Here is a 17,377-nt window from a genome sequence, read left to right as displayed (position 1 = left end):
GCGATCCACAGCCCATTTCTGTGCCGTTGGAACGTCATTAAAGCAGCAGTGGGGGAGTTCTGCCGATAGGTGATCGCCGGACAGGCTTGGCCGCGCTGGTACCTGGCGTGATCTGCGGTTTCTTTCCTATTTGCTCGTTTTGTGGGCGGCCGGAAAAAGTGGACCGTCGCCCTCCACTGGGATACTCTGCCGATTTGCTGGCGTGTTCTGTCCGGAATGGCTGCGGGACCGCCCGTGGCCCCTTGGGCGGGCTCGTGGCTCGGCGGGCCGGAATTCCGTGACCCTGCTGCAATTCTGGCTTTCATGGGGTGGGGATTCTCGGTGTCGTCTGCCGTACGCGCTGCATTTGTGGCGTTGTCAGGTGTGTTGTTGTCCAGTTTGTTGACGGTTCCCGCATTTGCGGTCGATACCGATGTGGCCACCCCGGGCGGCAAGGTGTCCGACGTGCCCGCGGGCCGTGCCGGCACCGTGCCGCGGCAGGAGGCGGAGCCGACGATGTCGGCCGCACCCGAGGTCGTGTGGCCCAGGGGAACCGAGGCGCGGGTCGATCTGACCGGTACCACTCCCTCGAAGGCTCGCGCTGTCGCGCCGTCGGGGGCGGTGGTGGACGCCGGTACGAAGGCGGCCGATTCCGCCGTCGTCACCGTGGCCACGCCGACCGCCGCCGAGGCCGCGCGGGTCGCGAAGAGGACCGCCCGATCGGGCGCGACACCCTCCGCGGTCGACGTCGAGGTCCTCGACCGCACCCGGGTCAAGCCGGTGGGCGGCGTGGGCCTCGGAGTGCAACTGACGCGCAGGGACGCCAAGAAGGAGCGCGGCCCCGTCCGTCTGGCCATCGACTACTCGGGCTTCAAGTACGCCCACGGTGGGGACTTCGCCGCCCGGCTGCGGCTGGTCAGCATGCCTGCCTGCGCGCTGACCACGCCCGAGGCACCGGGTTGTTCGCCGGACCGACGTACCTACGTCGAGGCCGACAACGACGTCGAAGCGGGAACGATGTCCGCCACGGTGCTCGCCGACGCCGACCCGGCCGGTGACCCGGACGCGGTGGCCGGCCTGCTCGGCGCCCGCCGGCAGGTGGCCGCACAGTCCGCCGCGACCGTGTTCGCCCTGGTGAGCGGTTCGTCCTCGGACGAGGGCGACTACCGGGCCTCCGCCCTGAACCCCTCCGGTTCCTGGGACGTGTCAGTGGGCTCGGGAGCCTTCACCTACAACGTGCCCTTCCAGATCCCCAACGCTCCCGCCGGGGTCACACCGAAGCTGGCACTGTCCTACAACTCGCAGTCCGTGGACGGACGCACCTCGGCCACCAACAACCAGGCCTCGTGGGCGGGCATGGGCTGGGACCTCGAAGTCGGCTTCATCGAGCGCCGGTACAAGAACTGCTCGCAGGACGGCCTGCCGACCATCGGTGACGTGTGCTGGGACTCGCCCAACAGCGCCAAGGAGATCGACGGCGCCGCCTACACGATCAGCCTCAACGGGGTCACCTCCCAACTGGTCCAGGACGACCAGGGCACCGGGGCGTACCACGTCCAGGACGACCCGGGCTGGCGCGTGCAGCACCTGAGCGGCGGACACGGCAGCGACGACGAGTACTGGGTCGTGTCCGACCAGAACGGCATGCGCTACTACTTCGGCTGGGGCCGCAGCGAGCGCGACGACGCCGCTACCAACTCCGTCTACACGATGCCCGTGGTCGGCAACGACGTGGGCGAGCCGTGCCACGCCTCCTTCCCCGAGCCCTGCACCCAGGCCTGGCGCTGGGGTCTCGACCGCGTGGTCGACCCCAATGAGGTGGAGAACGCCTACTTCTACGACAAGCAGACCAACCACTACCGCTCCGTGGCCAACGCGGACAAGGCGCGCTCCTACGACGCCGGCGGCTACCTCACCCGCATCGAGTACGGCTGGGCCTCGCAGATCCCCGGCGCGCAGCTGCCGGCCAAGGTCGACCTCAAGCACGTCGGCCGCTGTGTGGAGCGGATGAAGGAGACCGACCCGCTGGGCAAGGAGCCCGCGGCCTGCCCCGGCATCTCCTCGAACCCGGACTCCTACCCGGACGTCCCGACCGACCTGATGTGTGACGGCACCGCCGCGGACGACAACTGCGCCGGCATGACGTACTTCCCGACCTTCTTCACCACGGACATGCTGTGGGAGGTCAAGACCTGGGTCCGCGACAGCGACACCGCTGCGTGGGATCCGGCGATGCAGTACCAGATGAAGTACGGGCTGCCCAACCCTGACGGAACCGTGGGCAAGACCCTGTGGCTGGACTACATCCAGCGCAAGGGCTACGGCGACGGAACCGACCTGCGGCTGCCCGTCATCAACTTCAACGGTGAGTGGAAGGACAACCAGGTCGGATCCGCGCTGATCAACTTCCGGCGCGTCACCAAGGTGTACGGGGACCTGGGTTCGGTCGTCAGCGTCACCTACTCCCAGCCCGACGCGTGTGACATCGCCGACCTTCCCAGCCAGGGATCCAACACCCAGAACTGCTTCTGGCAGCGCTGGGTGCCCGAGGGGGCCTCGGCGGAGAAGACCGGCTGGTTCAAGAAGTACGTGGTCACGAAGATCTCCGTCGATCCGGGGGTCGGAAAGGGGGCGGACTCCGATGGCGACCCCACCATGACGACCACCTACTCCTACATCGGGGGCGCCGGCTGGCGCTTCTCGGGCGACCCACTGGTCAAGGACGAGGACGAGACGTGGTCCGACTGGCGCGGATACCAGCAGGTGGAGGTGGTCAAGGGAACCAAGGAGAACGCCACCACCACGCACCACTGGCTCTACCGGGGCCTGGACGGCGACCGCACCACCAAGACCGACTCATCCACCACCCGTAGCGTGAAGGTCAAGGACGGCTTCGGCACCGAGTGGACCGACTCGGCCTGGCTCGGTGGGAAGAGTCTGCAGACGAGCACCGGCGACGGCGCCGGAACCGAGCACCAGAAGGTGCTGTCGGAGTACTGGGCCTACACGACCGCCACCTACGACGGCCTGCCCGACGCCCGGTTCGTCCGCCCTTCCAAGACCACCACGTTCGACCTGGCCTCCACCGGCTGGCGGGAGCACACGGTCAAGGACGAGTACGACGCCACCGACCCGGTCAGCGCCACCTACGGGCTGCCCATGCGCACCAATGACTGGGGCCTCGCCGGTGTCGGCGACAACCGCTGCACCACCTACGGGCGGGCCTACAGCACGGCGAACTTCCCCGACTCCGACGTCAAGCGCTGGATGATCATCCAGGACGAACAGCGGCACTACGCCGCCGACTGTGCGGACCGCGCCGCGGCCAACCAGGACGGGTACACCGTCACGCTGTACGACAACTCCACCAGTGTCACGGGCAACGACGCCGCCCTGACGGACGCCAACCCCACCGAGGTCCGTGCCTACACCGACGCGACGGGCTACCGCAGCGCCAAGCAGGAGTTCGACGACGCCGGACGTGTGACGGCGGAGATCGACGGCAAGGGCAACCGCACCACCACGGTCTACTCGCCCGCCACGTCCTGGCCGGTCAACGGAGTCAAGGTCACCGGACCCGACCCGGACGGCACCGGTCCCGGCAAGGCGATGTCGACGACCACCTGGTCCTCGCGCCTGTGGGGCGTGCCCTACCGGGTCCTCGACGCCAACGGCAGGACCACTCGCATCGTCCAGGACTCCATCGGACGGACGAGCACCGTCTGGAGGCCCACCGAGGTCGCGGCGTACCCCGACGGGAACCCGTCGGCCAAGTTCAGTTACTCGGTCCCGACCACGACGAACGCCGACGGTGTCCCCGACCTCGTCAGCGGACCGTCCAAGGTGACCAGCAGTACCCTGCAGTCGGGCTCCACCTACACGTCCTCGTACGCCTACTCCGACGGACTGGGCCGGGTGCGCGAGACACAGACCCCGGCGCCGAGCGGCACCGGCCGGACCGTGGTCTCCACCCGCTACGACACCTCGGGCAACGTCACGGGCACCTCGGCGGGGTTCTACAACTCCTCCGCCGCGGGCTCCGGCATGGTCCTCCCCACCACCGCCGACCTCCCCTCGTACACCGACCCGATCATCGACTGGGCGGGCCGCACGATCGAGACCCAGATCCTGGTCAAGGGAGTGGAGCAGGCACAGAGCAACACCCGCACCCACTTCTTCGCCGACCGCAGCACCGTGATCCCGGCCGCGGGTGAGCGCCGGGACACCTACACCGATGTCTTCGGCCAGACGACGAAGGTCGTCGAGTACGGGCCGACCGGACCAGCCACCACGTCGTACGTCTTCAACCGCAGCGGCCAGCTCACCAAGGTGACGGACGCCAAGGGCAACACCACCGGCTACACCTACAACTGGCAGGGCGACCGGCTGACGGCCGTCGACCCGGACGCGGGCCCCTCCCGCAACACCTACGACGCCAACGGCCAGATCGCGACCACGACCGACGGCGCGAACGCCACGCTGACGTACGCGTACGACGGGCTCAACCGGCCCACCACGGTCAAGGACGGCGCCACCACACTGTCCCTGCGCACCTACGACTCCGCCCCCGGCGGCCTGGGACAGCTCGCCACCGCCACCACCTACTCGGACGGTGCCGCCTTCACCCAGAGCGTCACCGGCTACGACGACCGCGGCCGTGCGACGGGCAAGTCGACCAGCGTGCCGTCCACCGTCTCCGGGCTCGCGGGCACCTATGGCGTGGCCTACGGCTACGACGCCGCTGATCACATGACCAGCGTGACCTATCCGGCGACGGGCTCCCTGCCCGCCGAGACGGTCACGACGGCCTACAGCGCGCAGGGCAACCCCACCAAGCTGTCCAGCCCCCTGGCCACCTACCAGTCGGCCATCGGCTTCGACAACCTCGGCAGGCTCAACTCGCGTGCCTACGGCACGAGCACGGCCACGGACGCAGCCGTCAACCGCGCCTACACGTTCGACGACTCCACCGGTCTGGGCTCCCTGAAGCGCATCGAGACGTCGACGACCAGGGGCGGCACCACGAAGACCGCTCAGGACGACACCTACACACGGGACTTCGCCGGACAGATCAACGGCATCTCGGACGCCCTCACGGGCCAGAGCGAGTGCTTCACGTACGACGAGCTCAACCGGGTCAGCCGGGGCTGGACCACGGCGGACGCCACCGGCTGCGCCGGGGCGGCCGCGGCCGACCTCAGCAGTGCCCTGGACCCGTACGACACCCGGTACACCTACGACGAGATCGGCAACATCCAGTCCGTCACGGACACGACGGCGGCCGGCTCCACCACGAAGGACTACACCTACCCCGGCTACAACGCCGACGAGAGCGCGTACACCGCCGGCCAGCCCCGGCCGCACGCGGTCGGCAAGGCCGGAGACGACTCCTTCGGTTACGACGACGCGGGCCGGATGACGAGCCGCACCGTGAGTGGTGTCGCCTCGGACCTCGCCTGGAACAAGCAGGGTCGCATCCAGCGGATCACCCAGCACCGGGCCGGTGGCGACCACGTCAGCACGTATGTCTACGACCCGGACGGCAACCCGTTGCTGCGTACCTCCGGCGCGGACACGGTCCTGTACGTGGAGGGCCACGAGCTCCGCACGACCGGGACCGGCGCGGCGAAGGCCACCCGGTACTACGCAGCCGCGGGCACGACCGTGGCGATGCGTGCCGACGACGGCACGCTGACCTGGGTGCTCGGCGACGGTCAGGCGTCCACCCAGCTCGCCGTCTCACAGGCCGGTGAGGTCACGCGCCGCCGCTACACGGCCTTCGGCCAGGAGCGCACCGGTACGGCCCTGCCCGCGGGAACCGACCGCGGTTTCCTCGGGAAGTCGGAGGACGAGTCGACCGGACTCTCGCTCCTCGGCCCGCGGCTGTACGACCCGGCGCTCGGCCGGTTCCTCAGCGTCGACCCGGTCACCGGGCCGGAGTCGCCCCAGACGCTGAACGTCTACAGCTACTCGCGGAACAACCCCGTCAACTTCTCCGACCCGAGTGGGCTCTTCTCCTTCGGTGACGTGGTCGACACGGTGACAGGGGGCGCCAAGACCGTCTTCGCCACTACCTTCGTGGCGTCGGTGAACGTCGGCGGCCACATGGTGGGCACCTCGCTCAAGGTGGCCGACCCGGTCGTGCGCCACCTTCCTGGGATCACCGCCATCACGGGCACGGGCGATGACCCGACCGCCATCGGGATCGGCTGGGAGTGGGCGACGAACACCGGCCCCACCCACCGCGATCTGGACGGGAACTCACGGTTCACCCAGACGCTGAAGGACCACTACCACGTCAAGGAGACCCGTCAGGACATCGCGGCGGACCTCCGCAGCGGGAAGGTCGGCGCGGGCAACAAGACGCACCACTCGCCGCACGGTCTCGGTGGGTCGGACAGCCTGAACAAGATCTTCAAGGACTTCACCCAGAATCAGTCCGCCGCGTTCCTCGGCTCGTACAAGCTCGACTACAAGATCGTTTCCGTGGACAAGAACGACGGCACGGCCGTGGTCAGCTTCAAGGTCATGAACGACAGCACCATCAACTCCGCCGTGCACACGTCGCCGGCTCTGGGCGGCTACGGCGACTGGTGGGAGAAGAACATCGCTAACCCCCTGAACGAGGTGTACTTCAAGGAAGGGGTCATGTCGAAGCACAGTCAGACCATCACCTGGACGGAGACGATCAGCTATAGTCCTCCCTCGTCCTCCTCGGGGTCCCGCTTCATCCAGGCCAACGTCTCCACCCTGCCCAAGCCGCAGCAGGATCAGTGGGAGTACGTGGACTCCCACATGAGCGGGCCGTTCTGGAACTAGGGCGTTCCTGGAAATTCCCCCTGCCCGGCGACGCCTGGCACGCTCGCTCAAGGCGGGGGGACCGCCCAGTGCCGGACGGGTTGGATGCCCGTCCGGAACCGTCACCCGTACCTTCAGCGACAGGAACCGACCCGTGCTGTTCGGCCGTACCGCCGCCCGTGCCCTCTGTGTCGCGGCCCTCACCCTGGGCACCGCCTGCTCCCTGGCGGCCCGCGAAGAGGCGCCGCAGGTGGCGGAGGGCGACATGCCCGGACACTGGAAGGGCACCTGCGGCGCGACGATCGATCTCGCCGCCGCAGGCACGTACGAGTTCCGTGACTTCCCCACGGAGGACGAGGCCGGTGGCAGGCCGCGCCTGATATCCGGCAAGGGGGGCTGGACCCTGCTCGACTCGGCCGGTCGGACCGAGCCGGAGCTGGAACTGGAGGGGGAGAAGGAGTTCTACTCCCTGTCCTTCGGGAAGGACGGGGACGGTTTCAAGCTCCACCAGTGGGTCGGCGACCCGGATGACGGGAACGACTGCACCTACACGCGCTGAAGTGAGGACGCGGCAGGGGCCCGGCACCACCCACGAGGGGGTGCCGGGCCCCTGCCGCGTCCGCGGCGGTATGCGCCTTAGCGCCCTGTCGACCGCACGATCGTGAACGCCGCGCCCTCCGGGTCCGCGACCGTGGCGACCCTGCCGCCCGAGCCCTCCCTGGGCGGTTGCAGGATGTGGCCGCCGAGCTCCACCACGCGCTGTGCGGCCTCGTCCGTGTCGTCGACCTCGAAGTACGTCATCCAGTGCGGTCCCCGGTCGCGTGGCAGGGCGTTGCCGACCCCGTGCAGCGAGGCCACCGGGCGGCCGTCCAGGTGGAGGGTCTGGTAGTCGAAGTCGGCCGAGACCACCGCCTCGGTCTCGTAGCCGAAGACCGCCTGGTAGAACTTGGCGACCGTCGACGTCTCCCGGGTCACGAGCTCGTTCCAGACCGGAGTGCCCGGGTCACCGGCCAGCGTGGTGCCGAGGTGCGCGGCCGCCTGCCAGATCCCGAACACCGCGCCGACCGGGTCGGAGGCGATGGCCATCCGGCCCGCCTCCCCGGCGTCGAGCGGCCCGACACCGACCGTGCCGCCGCAGGCACGGATCGCCTCCGCCGTGAGATCGGCGTCGTCGGTGGCCAGATAGGTCGTCCAGGCGATCGGCAGGTGCCGGTCCGGCGGCAGCTGTCCGATGCCCGCGACCTCCTTCCCGTCGATCAGTGCCCGGACGTACGGGCCGAGCTGCTCGGGTCCCGGCCCGAACTCCCAGCCGAACAGCTCGGCGTAGAAGTTCTGCGTCGTGTGCAGGCCGTGCACGATCAGGCTCACCCAGCAAGGTGTTCCGGGCACTCGCCGAGCGGCAGCCTCGGTCATCGTCACACTCTCCTCCGACCATCGTGGTGGCCGTACAGGGGGAACGGGGCCGGCGCGCCGTTGTGCGGTACGGGATGTGTACGCCCCGTGCAGATGCTTGCACCACCCGGCGCGTGATGCGCCCCGGCCGCGCCGCACTTTTCGTGAACTCGACCGAGGCTGTCCGGTTTGTGGTGATACATGCATTTCGGCGCTGTTACGGGTGTGCCGACCTCTGCGCGAAGATGGCACATATGAAGCCCATCATCACCGCATCCGAATGTGCGAGCGAGTCGGCGGGGCCGCGTCCGCCGGTGCTCCTGGACGTACGTTGGCAGCTGGGCGGCCCCCACGGCCGGCCCGATTACGAGGCCGGGCACCTTCCCGGTGCGGTCTTCGTCGATCTGGAGGCGGAACTCTCCGGGCCGGCGGGCGACGGCGGACGCCACCCCCTGCCCGATCCCGTGGAATTCGGTGCGGTCATGCGCCGTGCCGGAGTGAGCCGGGACAGCTCGGTGGTCGTGTACGACGGTGGCCTGGGCTGGGCGGCGGCCCGTGCCTGGTGGCTGTTGCGCTGGACGGGGCACCGGGATGTCCGGGTGCTGGACGGCGGTCTCGCCGCGTGGACCGGTGAGCTGTCGAAGGAGATCCCGAGCCCCGAGGAGGGGGACTTCGTCCCTGTGCCCGGCGCACTGCCTCTGCTGGACGCGGACGGCGCGGCCGCTCTGGCCCGCTCGGGCCTGCTGTTCGACGCGCGGGCGGCCGAACGGTACCGGGGCGATGTGGAGCCGCTGGACCGCGTGGGCGGGCATGTCCCGGGTGCGGTGTCGGCCCCGACGGTGGAGAACGTCGGAGCGGACGGACGTTTCCTGCCCGCCGAGCAGCTGGCCTCGCGGTTCTTCGGGCTGGGTGCCACCGAGGACGCCGGGGAGGTCGGCGTCTACTGCGGTTCGGGGGTCTCCGGTGCCCACCAGGTCCTGGCGCTTGAGCTCGCCGGATTCGCGGATGCCGCCCTCTACGCGGGCTCCTGGTCGCACTGGACGCGTGACGAGTCCCGTCCGGTCGCCACGGGCCCCGACCCGCAGTAGGGGAGTCGTCCGGCGGTCCGGAAGCGTCCGGACCCGCCCGGACCGCGCACGAGGGCCCGTACGCGGCTGCGTACGGGCCCTCGTCATGCTGCTGTCACCCGGACTCTCTCAGTCCTGCTTCTTGCGGCGGGTGCCGAAGACGATCTCGTCCCAGCTCGGCACCGCGGCCCGCCGGCCGGGCCGGACCCCGTCCGCCTCCGCCTGCCGGTCCGTCGTACCTGTGAGCCGGTCGCGGTGCCCCGCGACGGCGCGCGGCATCAGGACGTCCGCGTACGCGGAACCCGCGCCCGCCGCCGAGGCCGCGGGGGCCGGCGGCTCCTCCGCCTCCGGCTCGTGGGGGGCGGGTTCGAGCGCCGGGGGCTCGGGCGGTGCGGGCCGTTCCGGTACGACCATGTCGCCGCGGAAGCTCGGAACCGCCTCCAGCAGGCTGGTCAGCGAATCCCGCTCGCTCGCGGTGACCCCGCCGATGCGCTCCTCCGGCTCCGGGGGCGGAGGCGGCACCGGGCGTTCCATCTGGCGGTCCAGCGCGCGGTCCAGCGGCCGGTCGCGCGGCAGCCGGGCGATCCGGGGAACGAACGGGAAGCTGGGCTCGGGCGCGGCGACGTCGTCGGTCTCGCCGATCAGCGAGCGTGCCTCGTCGTCGACGGCCTGCACCAGCCGGCGCGGCGGGTCGTAGGTCCAGCTCGCCGAGTGCGGCTCGCCGGCGACCCGGTAGACCAGGAGGACCTCCCAGGTGCCGTCGTCGCGGCGCCACGAGTCCCACTGGACGGTTTCCTTGTCGGCGCCGCGCAGCAGAAGGCGTTCCTGCACCGCCTCGCCGAGTTGAGGGCCGGTGCCGGTGTTCTCGCCGGGACGGCGCACGGGAGTCTTCCGGGCCCGCTCGGCCATGAAGGCGCGCTCCGCGAGCACGGGGCCCTCGAAGCGGCGGACACGGTCGACCGGAATCCCGGCGAACTGAGCGACCTCCTCCGCGGAGGCACCGGCTCGTATCCGGGCCTGGATGTCGCGGGGGCGGAGGTGGCTCTCCACCTCGATCTCGATCTGGCCGAGCCGCGCGCGGTCGTTGCGCACGGCGGCTCGCAGCCGCTCGTCGATCGGAAGCGTGTACTCCGTGCTGTCCGCAGCCTTGAGCACCAGTCGTGTGCCGTCGTTGGAGACGGCCACGACACGCAGTTCGGGCATGGGGACCTCCCGGGTGGTGCCTGCCGACGTCACGTGCGTCGCTGCTTCCGCTAGTCGAGTGTGGCCTGCCCGGGTGCAGCCTGCCACAACATTGCCGTGTTGCCCGGCGTGTCGGGCGTGAGCCCTTGATCGCCGGTATGACACGGTGACCTCTTGCGCAACACAAAGTGACCGATGGTCACTCCGCGTAGCCGGCCTCCGTGCGATGCCGCGGCGCCGCCGGATCGAGTGCCTCCTTCGGCCCCCTCCCGAAGGTTCCGGACTTCCACGCGGGAGTCCGGCCCCAGGGCTCGCCACAGTACTCCATTCGGGCCATCGGGGTGGACCGCCGCGCCGCCGAAGTTCTCGTGAGGCACGGCAGTTGAGGTACCCCGTTGGCGGCGGGATGCCCGCAATGCGTGTCCTCCTTCACAGAATCAACTTAAGCGGAACTATCCGCTTCGCTCAAATGTCCCTTGTTGTTGCATGGTGGGAGAGATGTCAACCAAGGGCTGGAAATGGTGCAGAAGCCGGAAAGTGACACAGAACCCAGAGAAAGGCGGATAGATCTGAGCCTGCCCCAGGTGGCGGGCAGCGCGGTGGCAGCGGTCGCGGCGGCGGTGGCGGCCTCCCAACTGGGCGTGTACGGGACGATTCTCGGCGCCGGAGTGATGAGCATCGTGGCCACCTGCGGCGGCTCGGTCTTCCAGCACTTCTTCCGCCGCACGGGTGAGCAGATCCGCGAGGTCACGGTCCAGGTGAAGCACCCGGGCCGCGAGGTGACGGTCCACACGCGCCAGACGCGTGACGGCGGGGACCCGGACGCGCGGTGGGAGACCTCCGGTACGCGGGTCGCCCTGCGCGAGGCCGCCGGATCCGCCGACGCCACCGCGGTGCTGCGCCCCCTGGACGCCACGACCGTGCTCCGGCAGGTGGACCCCGCGGACATGCTCGGGCGCGGCGCTGCGAAGGACGCCGACGCCACCACCGTGCTCCGGCAGGTGGACCCCGCGGACATGCCCGGGCGCGGTGCCGCGAAGGACGCCGATGCCACCACCGTCCTGCGTCAGGTGGACGCCACGACCGTGCTGCGCGGGGCGACCGCCGACCCGGACCGTACGCGGCTCGTCGAGGCGGCGGCCGGAACCCGGCAACTCGCCGCGGCTCCGGCGCCCGACGACGAGTTCACCCGCGCGACCACGCACGGCACCCGGATCCGCGGCTGGAAGCGCTCGGTCCTCGGAGCGGCCGTGGTGTTCGCCGTGTCGATGATCGGGATCACCACGTTCGAGCTGGCCTCCGGCAACGACCTGAGCGGCGGCAACGGAACCACGGTCGGCTCCGTCGTGCGCGGCGAGCGGGGCTCGGGTCCGTCCGACCCGGCACCGTCCACGAGCGCCGACCCGGAGCAGCACGCCACGACGCCCGGCGAGGACGACGGCACGGCGCCCGGCACCGGTCCGCAGGAAGGCCGGAGCGCGAACCCGGACCAGGACCGGGACGGCGCCTCCACGGCCGACCCGACGCCCACGCCCACGCCGTCGCAGTCCACCGGCGACGCCACGGCTCCGGCGCCCGCCCCCAGCCCGACCACCGGGGACGGCAGCGGCTCCACACCCGCTCCGACCGGTACGGGCAGCGCTCCGGCGCAGGAGGGCGACGCGCCCGCCGGCACGGACACCGGGAGCGAGTGAGGAACCGGGCAGCTCAGCCCCTCGGACGCCGGGGGGGGCCCCCCCCCCCCGGGGGGGGGGGGGCCCCGCCCCCGGGGGGGGGGCCGGGGGGGGGGCGGGGGGGCGCCCCGGGCCGCGCGCCGCGGCGGCCCCCCCCCCGGCGCCCCCCCCCCCCGCGGGCGGGGGGGGCCCCCCGGCCCCCCCCCCCCCCGCCCCCGGGGGGGCCCCCCCCCCGGGGGGGGGGGGCCCCCCCCGGCGTCCCGGGACGGAACCGGGTCAGTCGCCCAGGCCCCAGGACGGGACCGGTCAGTCGCCCAGGACCCGGCGCAGGTAGTCGTTGGCGAAGAGCCGGTCCGGGTCCAGCCGGTCCCGTACGGCGGTGAACTCGCCGAAGCGCGGATACACCCCGGACAGGTACTCGGCGTCACGGGTGTTGACCTTGCCCCAGTGCGGACGGCCGCCGTGCGCCGTCATGATCCGCTCGACCGCCGTGAAGTACGCCTGGTAGGGCGTGCCCCGGTACAGATGGACGGCGACGTACGCGCTCTCGCGGCCCGAAGCCGTGGAGAGCGCGATGTCGTCCGCGGGCGCGGTGCGCACCTCCACCGGGAAGCTGATCCGCAGCGGGGAACGGTCGACCATCGCCTTGACCTCGCGCAGCGCACCCACGGCGGCCTCGCGCGGCAGGGCGTACTCCATCTCCACGAACCGCACCCGGCGCGGGCTGGTGAAGACCTTGTAGGGGATGTCGGTGTACGTACGCGCCGACAGGGCCCGGCTGGAGAGCTTGGCGATCGAGGGGATCGTGGCGGGGACCGCACGGCCGAGCGAGCAGGCCACCTGGAAGACGCCGTTGGAGAGGAGCTCGTCCTCGATCCAGCCGCTGACCTTGCCGGGAGGGGCGGCGGGGCCCGCGCTGCGGTTGTTGCGCTTGGTGTTGCAGTTGCCCGTGTGCGGGAACCAGTAGAACTCGAAGTGCTCGTTCTCGGCCACCATCTGGTCGAAGTCGGCCGTGACCTTGTCGAAGGCCATCGGCTCCTCACGTGCCGTCAGCAGGAACACCGGCTCCACGGCGAAGGTGATGGCCGTGATGACGCCCAGCGCGCCGAGCCCGATCCGGGCGACGGCGAAGATCTCCGGGTTCTCCGTCTCCGAGCAGGTCAGCACCGTGCCGTCCGCGGTGACCAGCTCCAGGGCACGGATCTGGGCGGATATGGAAGCCGAGTCGCGGCCGGTGCCGTGGGTGCCGGTCGAGGTGGCCCCGGCGACCGTCTGCTCCATGATGTCGCCCATGTTGGTGAGCGAGAGCCCCTCTCGGGCCAGCGCGAGGTTGAGCCGCTTGAGCGGGGTGCCGGCCTCGACGGTCACCGTCATCGCCGCGCGGTCGATGTCGCGGATGCCGGTGAGCAGATCGGGCCTGATCAGCAGCCCGTCGGTGGCGGCGGTCGCGGTGAACGAATGGCCGGTGCCGACCGGCTTCACCTTCAGGCCGTCCTCGGACGCCCGGCGCAGCGCCTCGGCGAGTTCGTCCACGGAGGCGGGGGACACGGCCCTTGCCGGGCGGGCGGTGACGTTCCCCGCCCAGTTACGCCACGCGCTCGTCGTCGTCCGTGCGTAGGTGTCGGTCATCTTCCCCGCGCCCTTCCGTAGGAACCGGCCCTGTGAGCCGGCGGTACCCCAGGAACGCCACCGCGGCCGCGAGCGCTCCCGCCACAGCGGGCACCGCGTACCCCGCCTTCGCCCCGGACGCGTCGACCACCCAGCCGGCGGCCGAGGAGCCGAGCGCCACGCCTACGGCGAGCCCGGTGCTGGTCCAGGTCATGCCCTCGGTCAGTCTGGTGCGCGGTACGTGCTGTTCGACGAGGGCCATGGTCGTGACCATCGTCGGTGCGACGGAGAGACCCGCGACAAAGAGCGCCACGGCCAGGAACGGCAGGCTCCCGGCCAGTTGGAGGGGGATCATACTCACGGCCATCGCACACACTCCCACCAGCCACCGGGTGGATGACCTGCCCTTGAGGTGCAGCAGGCCGAACACGGCCCCGGCCAGACAGGACCCCAGCGCGTACACCGCCAGCACCAGGCTGGCCGCCGCCTTGTGGCCCCGCTCCTCGGCGAACGCCACCGTCACCACGTCGATCGCCCCGAAGATCGTCCCGGTCGCCACGAAGGTGACCACGAGTACCTGGAGCCCGCGCGAGCCCAGCGCGGAGCCGGTGGTGTGCCGGGCATGCGGATGCGGCACCGGTTCCGTGCCGCGCTGGGCGGTCAGCCAGAAGACTCCGACGAGCAGGAACCCGGCGGCGACCAGCGGGCCCGCCTCCGGGAACCAGGCGGTGGAGAGCCCGATGGAGATGATCGGACCGAAGATGAAGCAGACCTCGTCGACGATCGACTCCCACGCGTACGCGGTGTGCAGCTGCCGCGGCGAGCTGCGGTAGATCTCCGCCCAGCGCGCCCGGACCATCGACCCGACACTGGGCACGCAGCCCGCACCCGCGGCGAAGACGAACAGGGTCCAGTCGGGCAGCCGCTGCTGCGCGCAGACCAGCAGCCCGGCCACCGCGGCCAGCGCGACGAGCGTCACGGGACGCAGCACCCGGCGCTGCCCGTGCCTGTCCACCAGCCTGGACACCTGCGGACCGACCACAGCGGCCGACATCGCCAGCGTCGCGGAGAGCGCGCCCGCCAGCCCGTACCGGCCGGTGAGCTGGGAGATCATCGTCACCACGCCGATGCCCATCATGGACAGCGGCATCCGGCCGAGGAAGCCGGCCGAGGAGAACCCCTTGGCGCCGGGGGCGGCGAAGATCGCGCGGTAGGGACTGGGCAAGAGGGGCTCCGCTACGGCGTGATCACACGCGGTGTCAGGGGTGAATGTGGCCGATACAGCTTACCGGCGCGCCGGTGTGCCCCACAGCGGGATTCCCGGCGGCCCGTCCCGGCGGACGGTGCCGGACGGCCTGTGCGTGCGAGCCGTGGCCGTGGGGCGGATGCCGGTGGAACGCGAGCCGTGGCCCCGGGGGATGTGGTGGAACGGCGAGCCGTGGCCCCGGGGCGGATGTCGGTGGGAACCGGGCCGCGGGCGGGTGGCAGGATCGGTGTCATGTCCGATCTGCGCGATCCCGCTCCCTACGACGCCCTGCTGCTGCTCTCCTTCGGAGGCCCCGAAGGCCCGGACGACGTGGTTCCGTTCCTGGCGAACGTGACCCGCGGCCGGGGGATCCCCGAGGAGCGGCTGAAGGAAGTCGGCAAGCACTACTTCCTCTTCGGCGGCGTCAGCCCGATCAACGCCCAGAACCGGGCGCTGCTCGACGCGCTGCGCAAGGACTTCGCGGAGCACGGACTGGATCTGCCGGTGTACTGGGGCAACCGCAACTGGGCGCCCTACCTCACCGACACCCTGCGCGAGATGGCCGGCGCGGGACACCGCCGCATCGCCGTCCTCGCGACGAGTGCCTACGCCTCGTACTCCGGCTGCCGGCAGTACCGCGAGAACCTCGCCGAGTCCCTGGCCGCCCTGGAGGCCGAGGGCCTGCCGGTGCCGCGCGTCGACAAGCTGCGGCACTACTTCAACCACCCCGGCTTCGTGGAGCCGATGGTGGAAGGCGTCCTCGCCTCGCTGGCCGAGCTGTCGCCGGAGCAGCGGGCGGGCGCACATCTCGCCTTCACCACGCACTCCATCCCCACCTCGGCCGCGGACACCTCGGGCCCGGTGGAGGCGCACGGCGAGGGCGGAGCGTACGTCGCCGAGCACTTGGACGTGGCGCGGCTGATCGTGGCGGCCGTGGCCGAGCGGACCGGCGTCGCGTACCCCTGGCAGCTCGTCTACCAGTCGCGCAGCGGCGCCCCGCACATCCCGTGGCTGGAGCCCGACATCTGCGACCACCTGGAGTCGCTGCACGGTGACGGAGTCCCCGCCGTGGTCATGGCTCCCATCGGCTTCGTCTCGGACCACATGGAGGTCCTCTACGACCTCGACACCGAGGCCACCGCGAAGGCGGCCGAGCTCGGGCTCACGGTGCGCCGGTCCGCGACGGTCGGTGCCGATCCGCGGTTCGCCGCCGCCGTGCGCGACCTGGTGCTGGAGCGCGCCGCCACCGAGAAGGGCCTGGACCGGGAGCGGTGCGCGCTCGGGAGCCTCGGGGCGAGCCACGACCTCTGCCCGGTCGGCTGCTGCCCGGCCCGGGCGCTCAAGCCGGCCGCCGCGGGCGCCGACAGCCCGTACGCGTAGAGCGATCCGATCCGTACCCCTCACCCTCTGGGAGCGCCGTGACCGACCCCCTGCTGCCCGAACTGCTCGACCTCGCCCTGGACGTCGCCCGCCGCGCCGGAGCGCTGCTGCGCGACGGCCGCCCCGCCGACCTGGGGGTGGCCGCGACCAAGTCCAGCCCGGTGGACGTCGTCACCGAGATGGACATCGCCGCCGAGAAGCTGATCACCGGCTTCCTGTCCGAGCGCCGCCCGCACGACGGCTTCCTCGGCGAGGAAGGCGCCAGCTCCGAGGGCAGCAGCTGCGTCCGCTGGGTGATCGACCCGCTCGACGGCACCGTGAACTACCTCTACGGCCTGCCCACGTGGGCCGTCTCCGTCGCCGCGGAACGCGACGGCGAACGGATCGTGGGCGTCGTGGAGGTCCCGATGCGCGGGGAGACGTACCACGCGGTCCTCGGCGGCGGTGCGTACGCAAAGGGCGGGGCGTACGGGGAAGGCGCCCGGCTGCGCTGCCGTCCGGCCCCGCCGCTCGACCAGGCGCTCGTGTCGACCGGCTTCAACTACGTCGCCGGCGTCCGCGCGCACCAGGCGGACGTGGCACGCGTCCTGATCCCGCGGCTGCGCGACATCCGGCGCGGCGGTTCCGCGGCGATCGACCTCTGCGACGTCGCCGCCGGACGCCTCGACGGCTACTACGAGCGCGGCCTCCACCCGTGGGACCTCGCGGCCGGCGACCTCATCGCCCGGGAGGCGGGCGCGCTGACCGGAGGGCGCCCGGGACTGCCCGCCGACGGCGGCCTGACGGTGGCCGCTGCGCCCGGGGTCTTCGAACCCCTGCAGACGCTGCTGGAGGAGCTGGGCGCCTGGCACGACTGAGAACCGGCTGTCCACGGCCCCGCGAGGGCTGCTGAGCGGGCCGTGGACGTCACCGGAACCGAGAAGGCCCCGCGGATGCGCATGCGCATCCGCGGGGCCTTCTCATGTACGCGCCCACCCCTTGTGCGGGGCTGTGTACACCCGGGGCGGGCCGGCGGCGGGGGGGGTCGGGCCGCGGCCCCACCGAGACGTCCC

Annotated in this window: 10 protein-coding genes; 6 read left to right on the top strand and 4 right to left on the bottom strand. The window is 71.3% G+C overall.

The genetic code is table 11. From position 1 onward, the window contains the following. Window positions 1–363 precede the first annotated feature (363 nt). Together ACIQMX_RS32240 and ACIQMX_RS32235 are read left to right on the top strand one after the other, a co-directional pair. Entirely contained in the window at window positions 364–6,798 is a 6,435-nt protein-coding gene (locus tag ACIQMX_RS32240; protein WP_402483424.1) for an RHS repeat-associated core domain-containing protein, read from the top strand. A gap of 133 nt (window positions 6,799–6,931) precedes the next feature. Further along, on the top strand, window positions 6,932–7,336 hold the full coding sequence (locus tag ACIQMX_RS32235; protein WP_402483422.1) for a hypothetical protein: 405 nt from the start codon (window positions 6,932–6,934) through the stop codon (window positions 7,334–7,336). Window positions 7,337–7,413: 77 nt separating this feature from the next. Here the strand turns inward: ACIQMX_RS32235 and ACIQMX_RS32230 are convergent, their stop codons facing one another. Continuing rightward, window positions 7,414–8,190 (bottom strand): VOC family protein, encoded by a 777-nt coding sequence (locus ACIQMX_RS32230; protein ID WP_363075021.1) that lies wholly within the window; start codon window positions 8,188–8,190, stop codon window positions 7,414–7,416. A gap of 233 nt (window positions 8,191–8,423) precedes the next feature. On the opposite strand from ACIQMX_RS32230, the gene ACIQMX_RS32225 reads away from it, so the two are divergent. Beyond that, on the top strand, window positions 8,424–9,257 hold the full coding sequence (locus tag ACIQMX_RS32225; RefSeq protein ID WP_363075019.1) for a sulfurtransferase: 834 nt from the start codon (window positions 8,424–8,426) through the stop codon (window positions 9,255–9,257). Between the two features lie 108 nt (window positions 9,258–9,365). On the opposite strand, the gene sepH is transcribed toward ACIQMX_RS32225, so the two are convergent. Next, window positions 9,366–10,439, bottom strand: coding sequence for a septation protein SepH (sepH, locus tag ACIQMX_RS32220; RefSeq protein WP_363075017.1), 1,074 nt, complete (start codon window positions 10,437–10,439; stop codon window positions 9,366–9,368). A gap of 497 nt (window positions 10,440–10,936) precedes the next feature. Here sepH and ACIQMX_RS32215 point away from each other — a divergent pair, with 497 nt between their 5' ends. After that, entirely contained in the window at window positions 10,937–12,112 is a 1,176-nt protein-coding gene (locus ACIQMX_RS32215) for a hypothetical protein (RefSeq protein ID WP_402483417.1), read from the top strand. A gap of 285 nt (window positions 12,113–12,397) precedes the next feature. Here the strand turns inward: ACIQMX_RS32215 and ACIQMX_RS32210 are convergent, their stop codons facing one another. Together ACIQMX_RS32210 and ACIQMX_RS32205 are read right to left on the bottom strand one after the other, a co-directional pair. Then, window positions 12,398–13,720 (bottom strand): D-arabinono-1,4-lactone oxidase, encoded by a 1,323-nt coding sequence (locus tag ACIQMX_RS32210; protein WP_402483414.1) that lies wholly within the window; start codon window positions 13,718–13,720, stop codon window positions 12,398–12,400. Next, window positions 13,677–14,924 (bottom strand): MFS transporter, encoded by a 1,248-nt coding sequence (locus ACIQMX_RS32205; protein ID WP_402483411.1) that lies wholly within the window; start codon window positions 14,922–14,924, stop codon window positions 13,677–13,679. The genes ACIQMX_RS32210 and ACIQMX_RS32205 overlap by 44 nt, the downstream gene beginning before the upstream one ends. A gap of 273 nt (window positions 14,925–15,197) precedes the next feature. Here ACIQMX_RS32205 and ACIQMX_RS32200 point away from each other — a divergent pair, with 273 nt between their 5' ends. Further along, window positions 15,198–16,325, top strand: a complete 1,128-nt coding sequence (locus ACIQMX_RS32200) for a ferrochelatase (protein WP_363078959.1) — start codon at window positions 15,198–15,200, stop codon at window positions 16,323–16,325. Between the two features lie 38 nt (window positions 16,326–16,363). Next, window positions 16,364–17,182 (top strand): inositol monophosphatase family protein, encoded by an 819-nt coding sequence (locus ACIQMX_RS32195; protein WP_402483408.1) that lies wholly within the window; start codon window positions 16,364–16,366, stop codon window positions 17,180–17,182. Window positions 17,183–17,377 lie beyond the last annotated feature (195 nt).

The organism is Streptomyces sp. NPDC091416, assembly GCF_044756845.1.
Taxonomy (GTDB): domain Bacteria; phylum Actinomycetota; class Actinomycetes; order Streptomycetales; family Streptomycetaceae; genus Streptomyces.
The sequence above is the reverse complement of the archived record's forward strand: the minus strand, read 5'-3'. Positions and strand labels throughout refer to the sequence as shown.

What these genes read in the sequence shown, in the direction of transcription:
- sepH (WP_363075017.1), bottom strand. Translation starts at nt 10,439, where the DNA reads ATGCCCGAACTGCGTGTCGTGGCCGTCTCCAACGACGGCACACGACTG.
- ACIQMX_RS32200 (WP_363078959.1), top strand. Translation starts at nt 15,198, where the DNA reads ATGTCCGATCTGCGCGATCCCGCTCCCTACGACGCCCTGCTGCTGCTC.
- ACIQMX_RS32225 (WP_363075019.1), top strand. Translation starts at nt 8,424, where the DNA reads ATGAAGCCCATCATCACCGCATCCGAATGTGCGAGCGAGTCGGCGGGG.
- ACIQMX_RS32230 (WP_363075021.1), bottom strand. Translation starts at nt 8,190, where the DNA reads ATGACCGAGGCTGCCGCTCGGCGAGTGCCCGGAACACCTTGCTGGGTG.
- ACIQMX_RS32210 (WP_402483414.1), bottom strand. Translation starts at nt 13,720, where the DNA reads ATGACCGACACCTACGCACGGACGACGACGAGCGCGTGGCGTAACTGG.
- ACIQMX_RS32215 (WP_402483417.1), top strand. Translation starts at nt 10,937, where the DNA reads ATGGTGCAGAAGCCGGAAAGTGACACAGAACCCAGAGAAAGGCGGATA.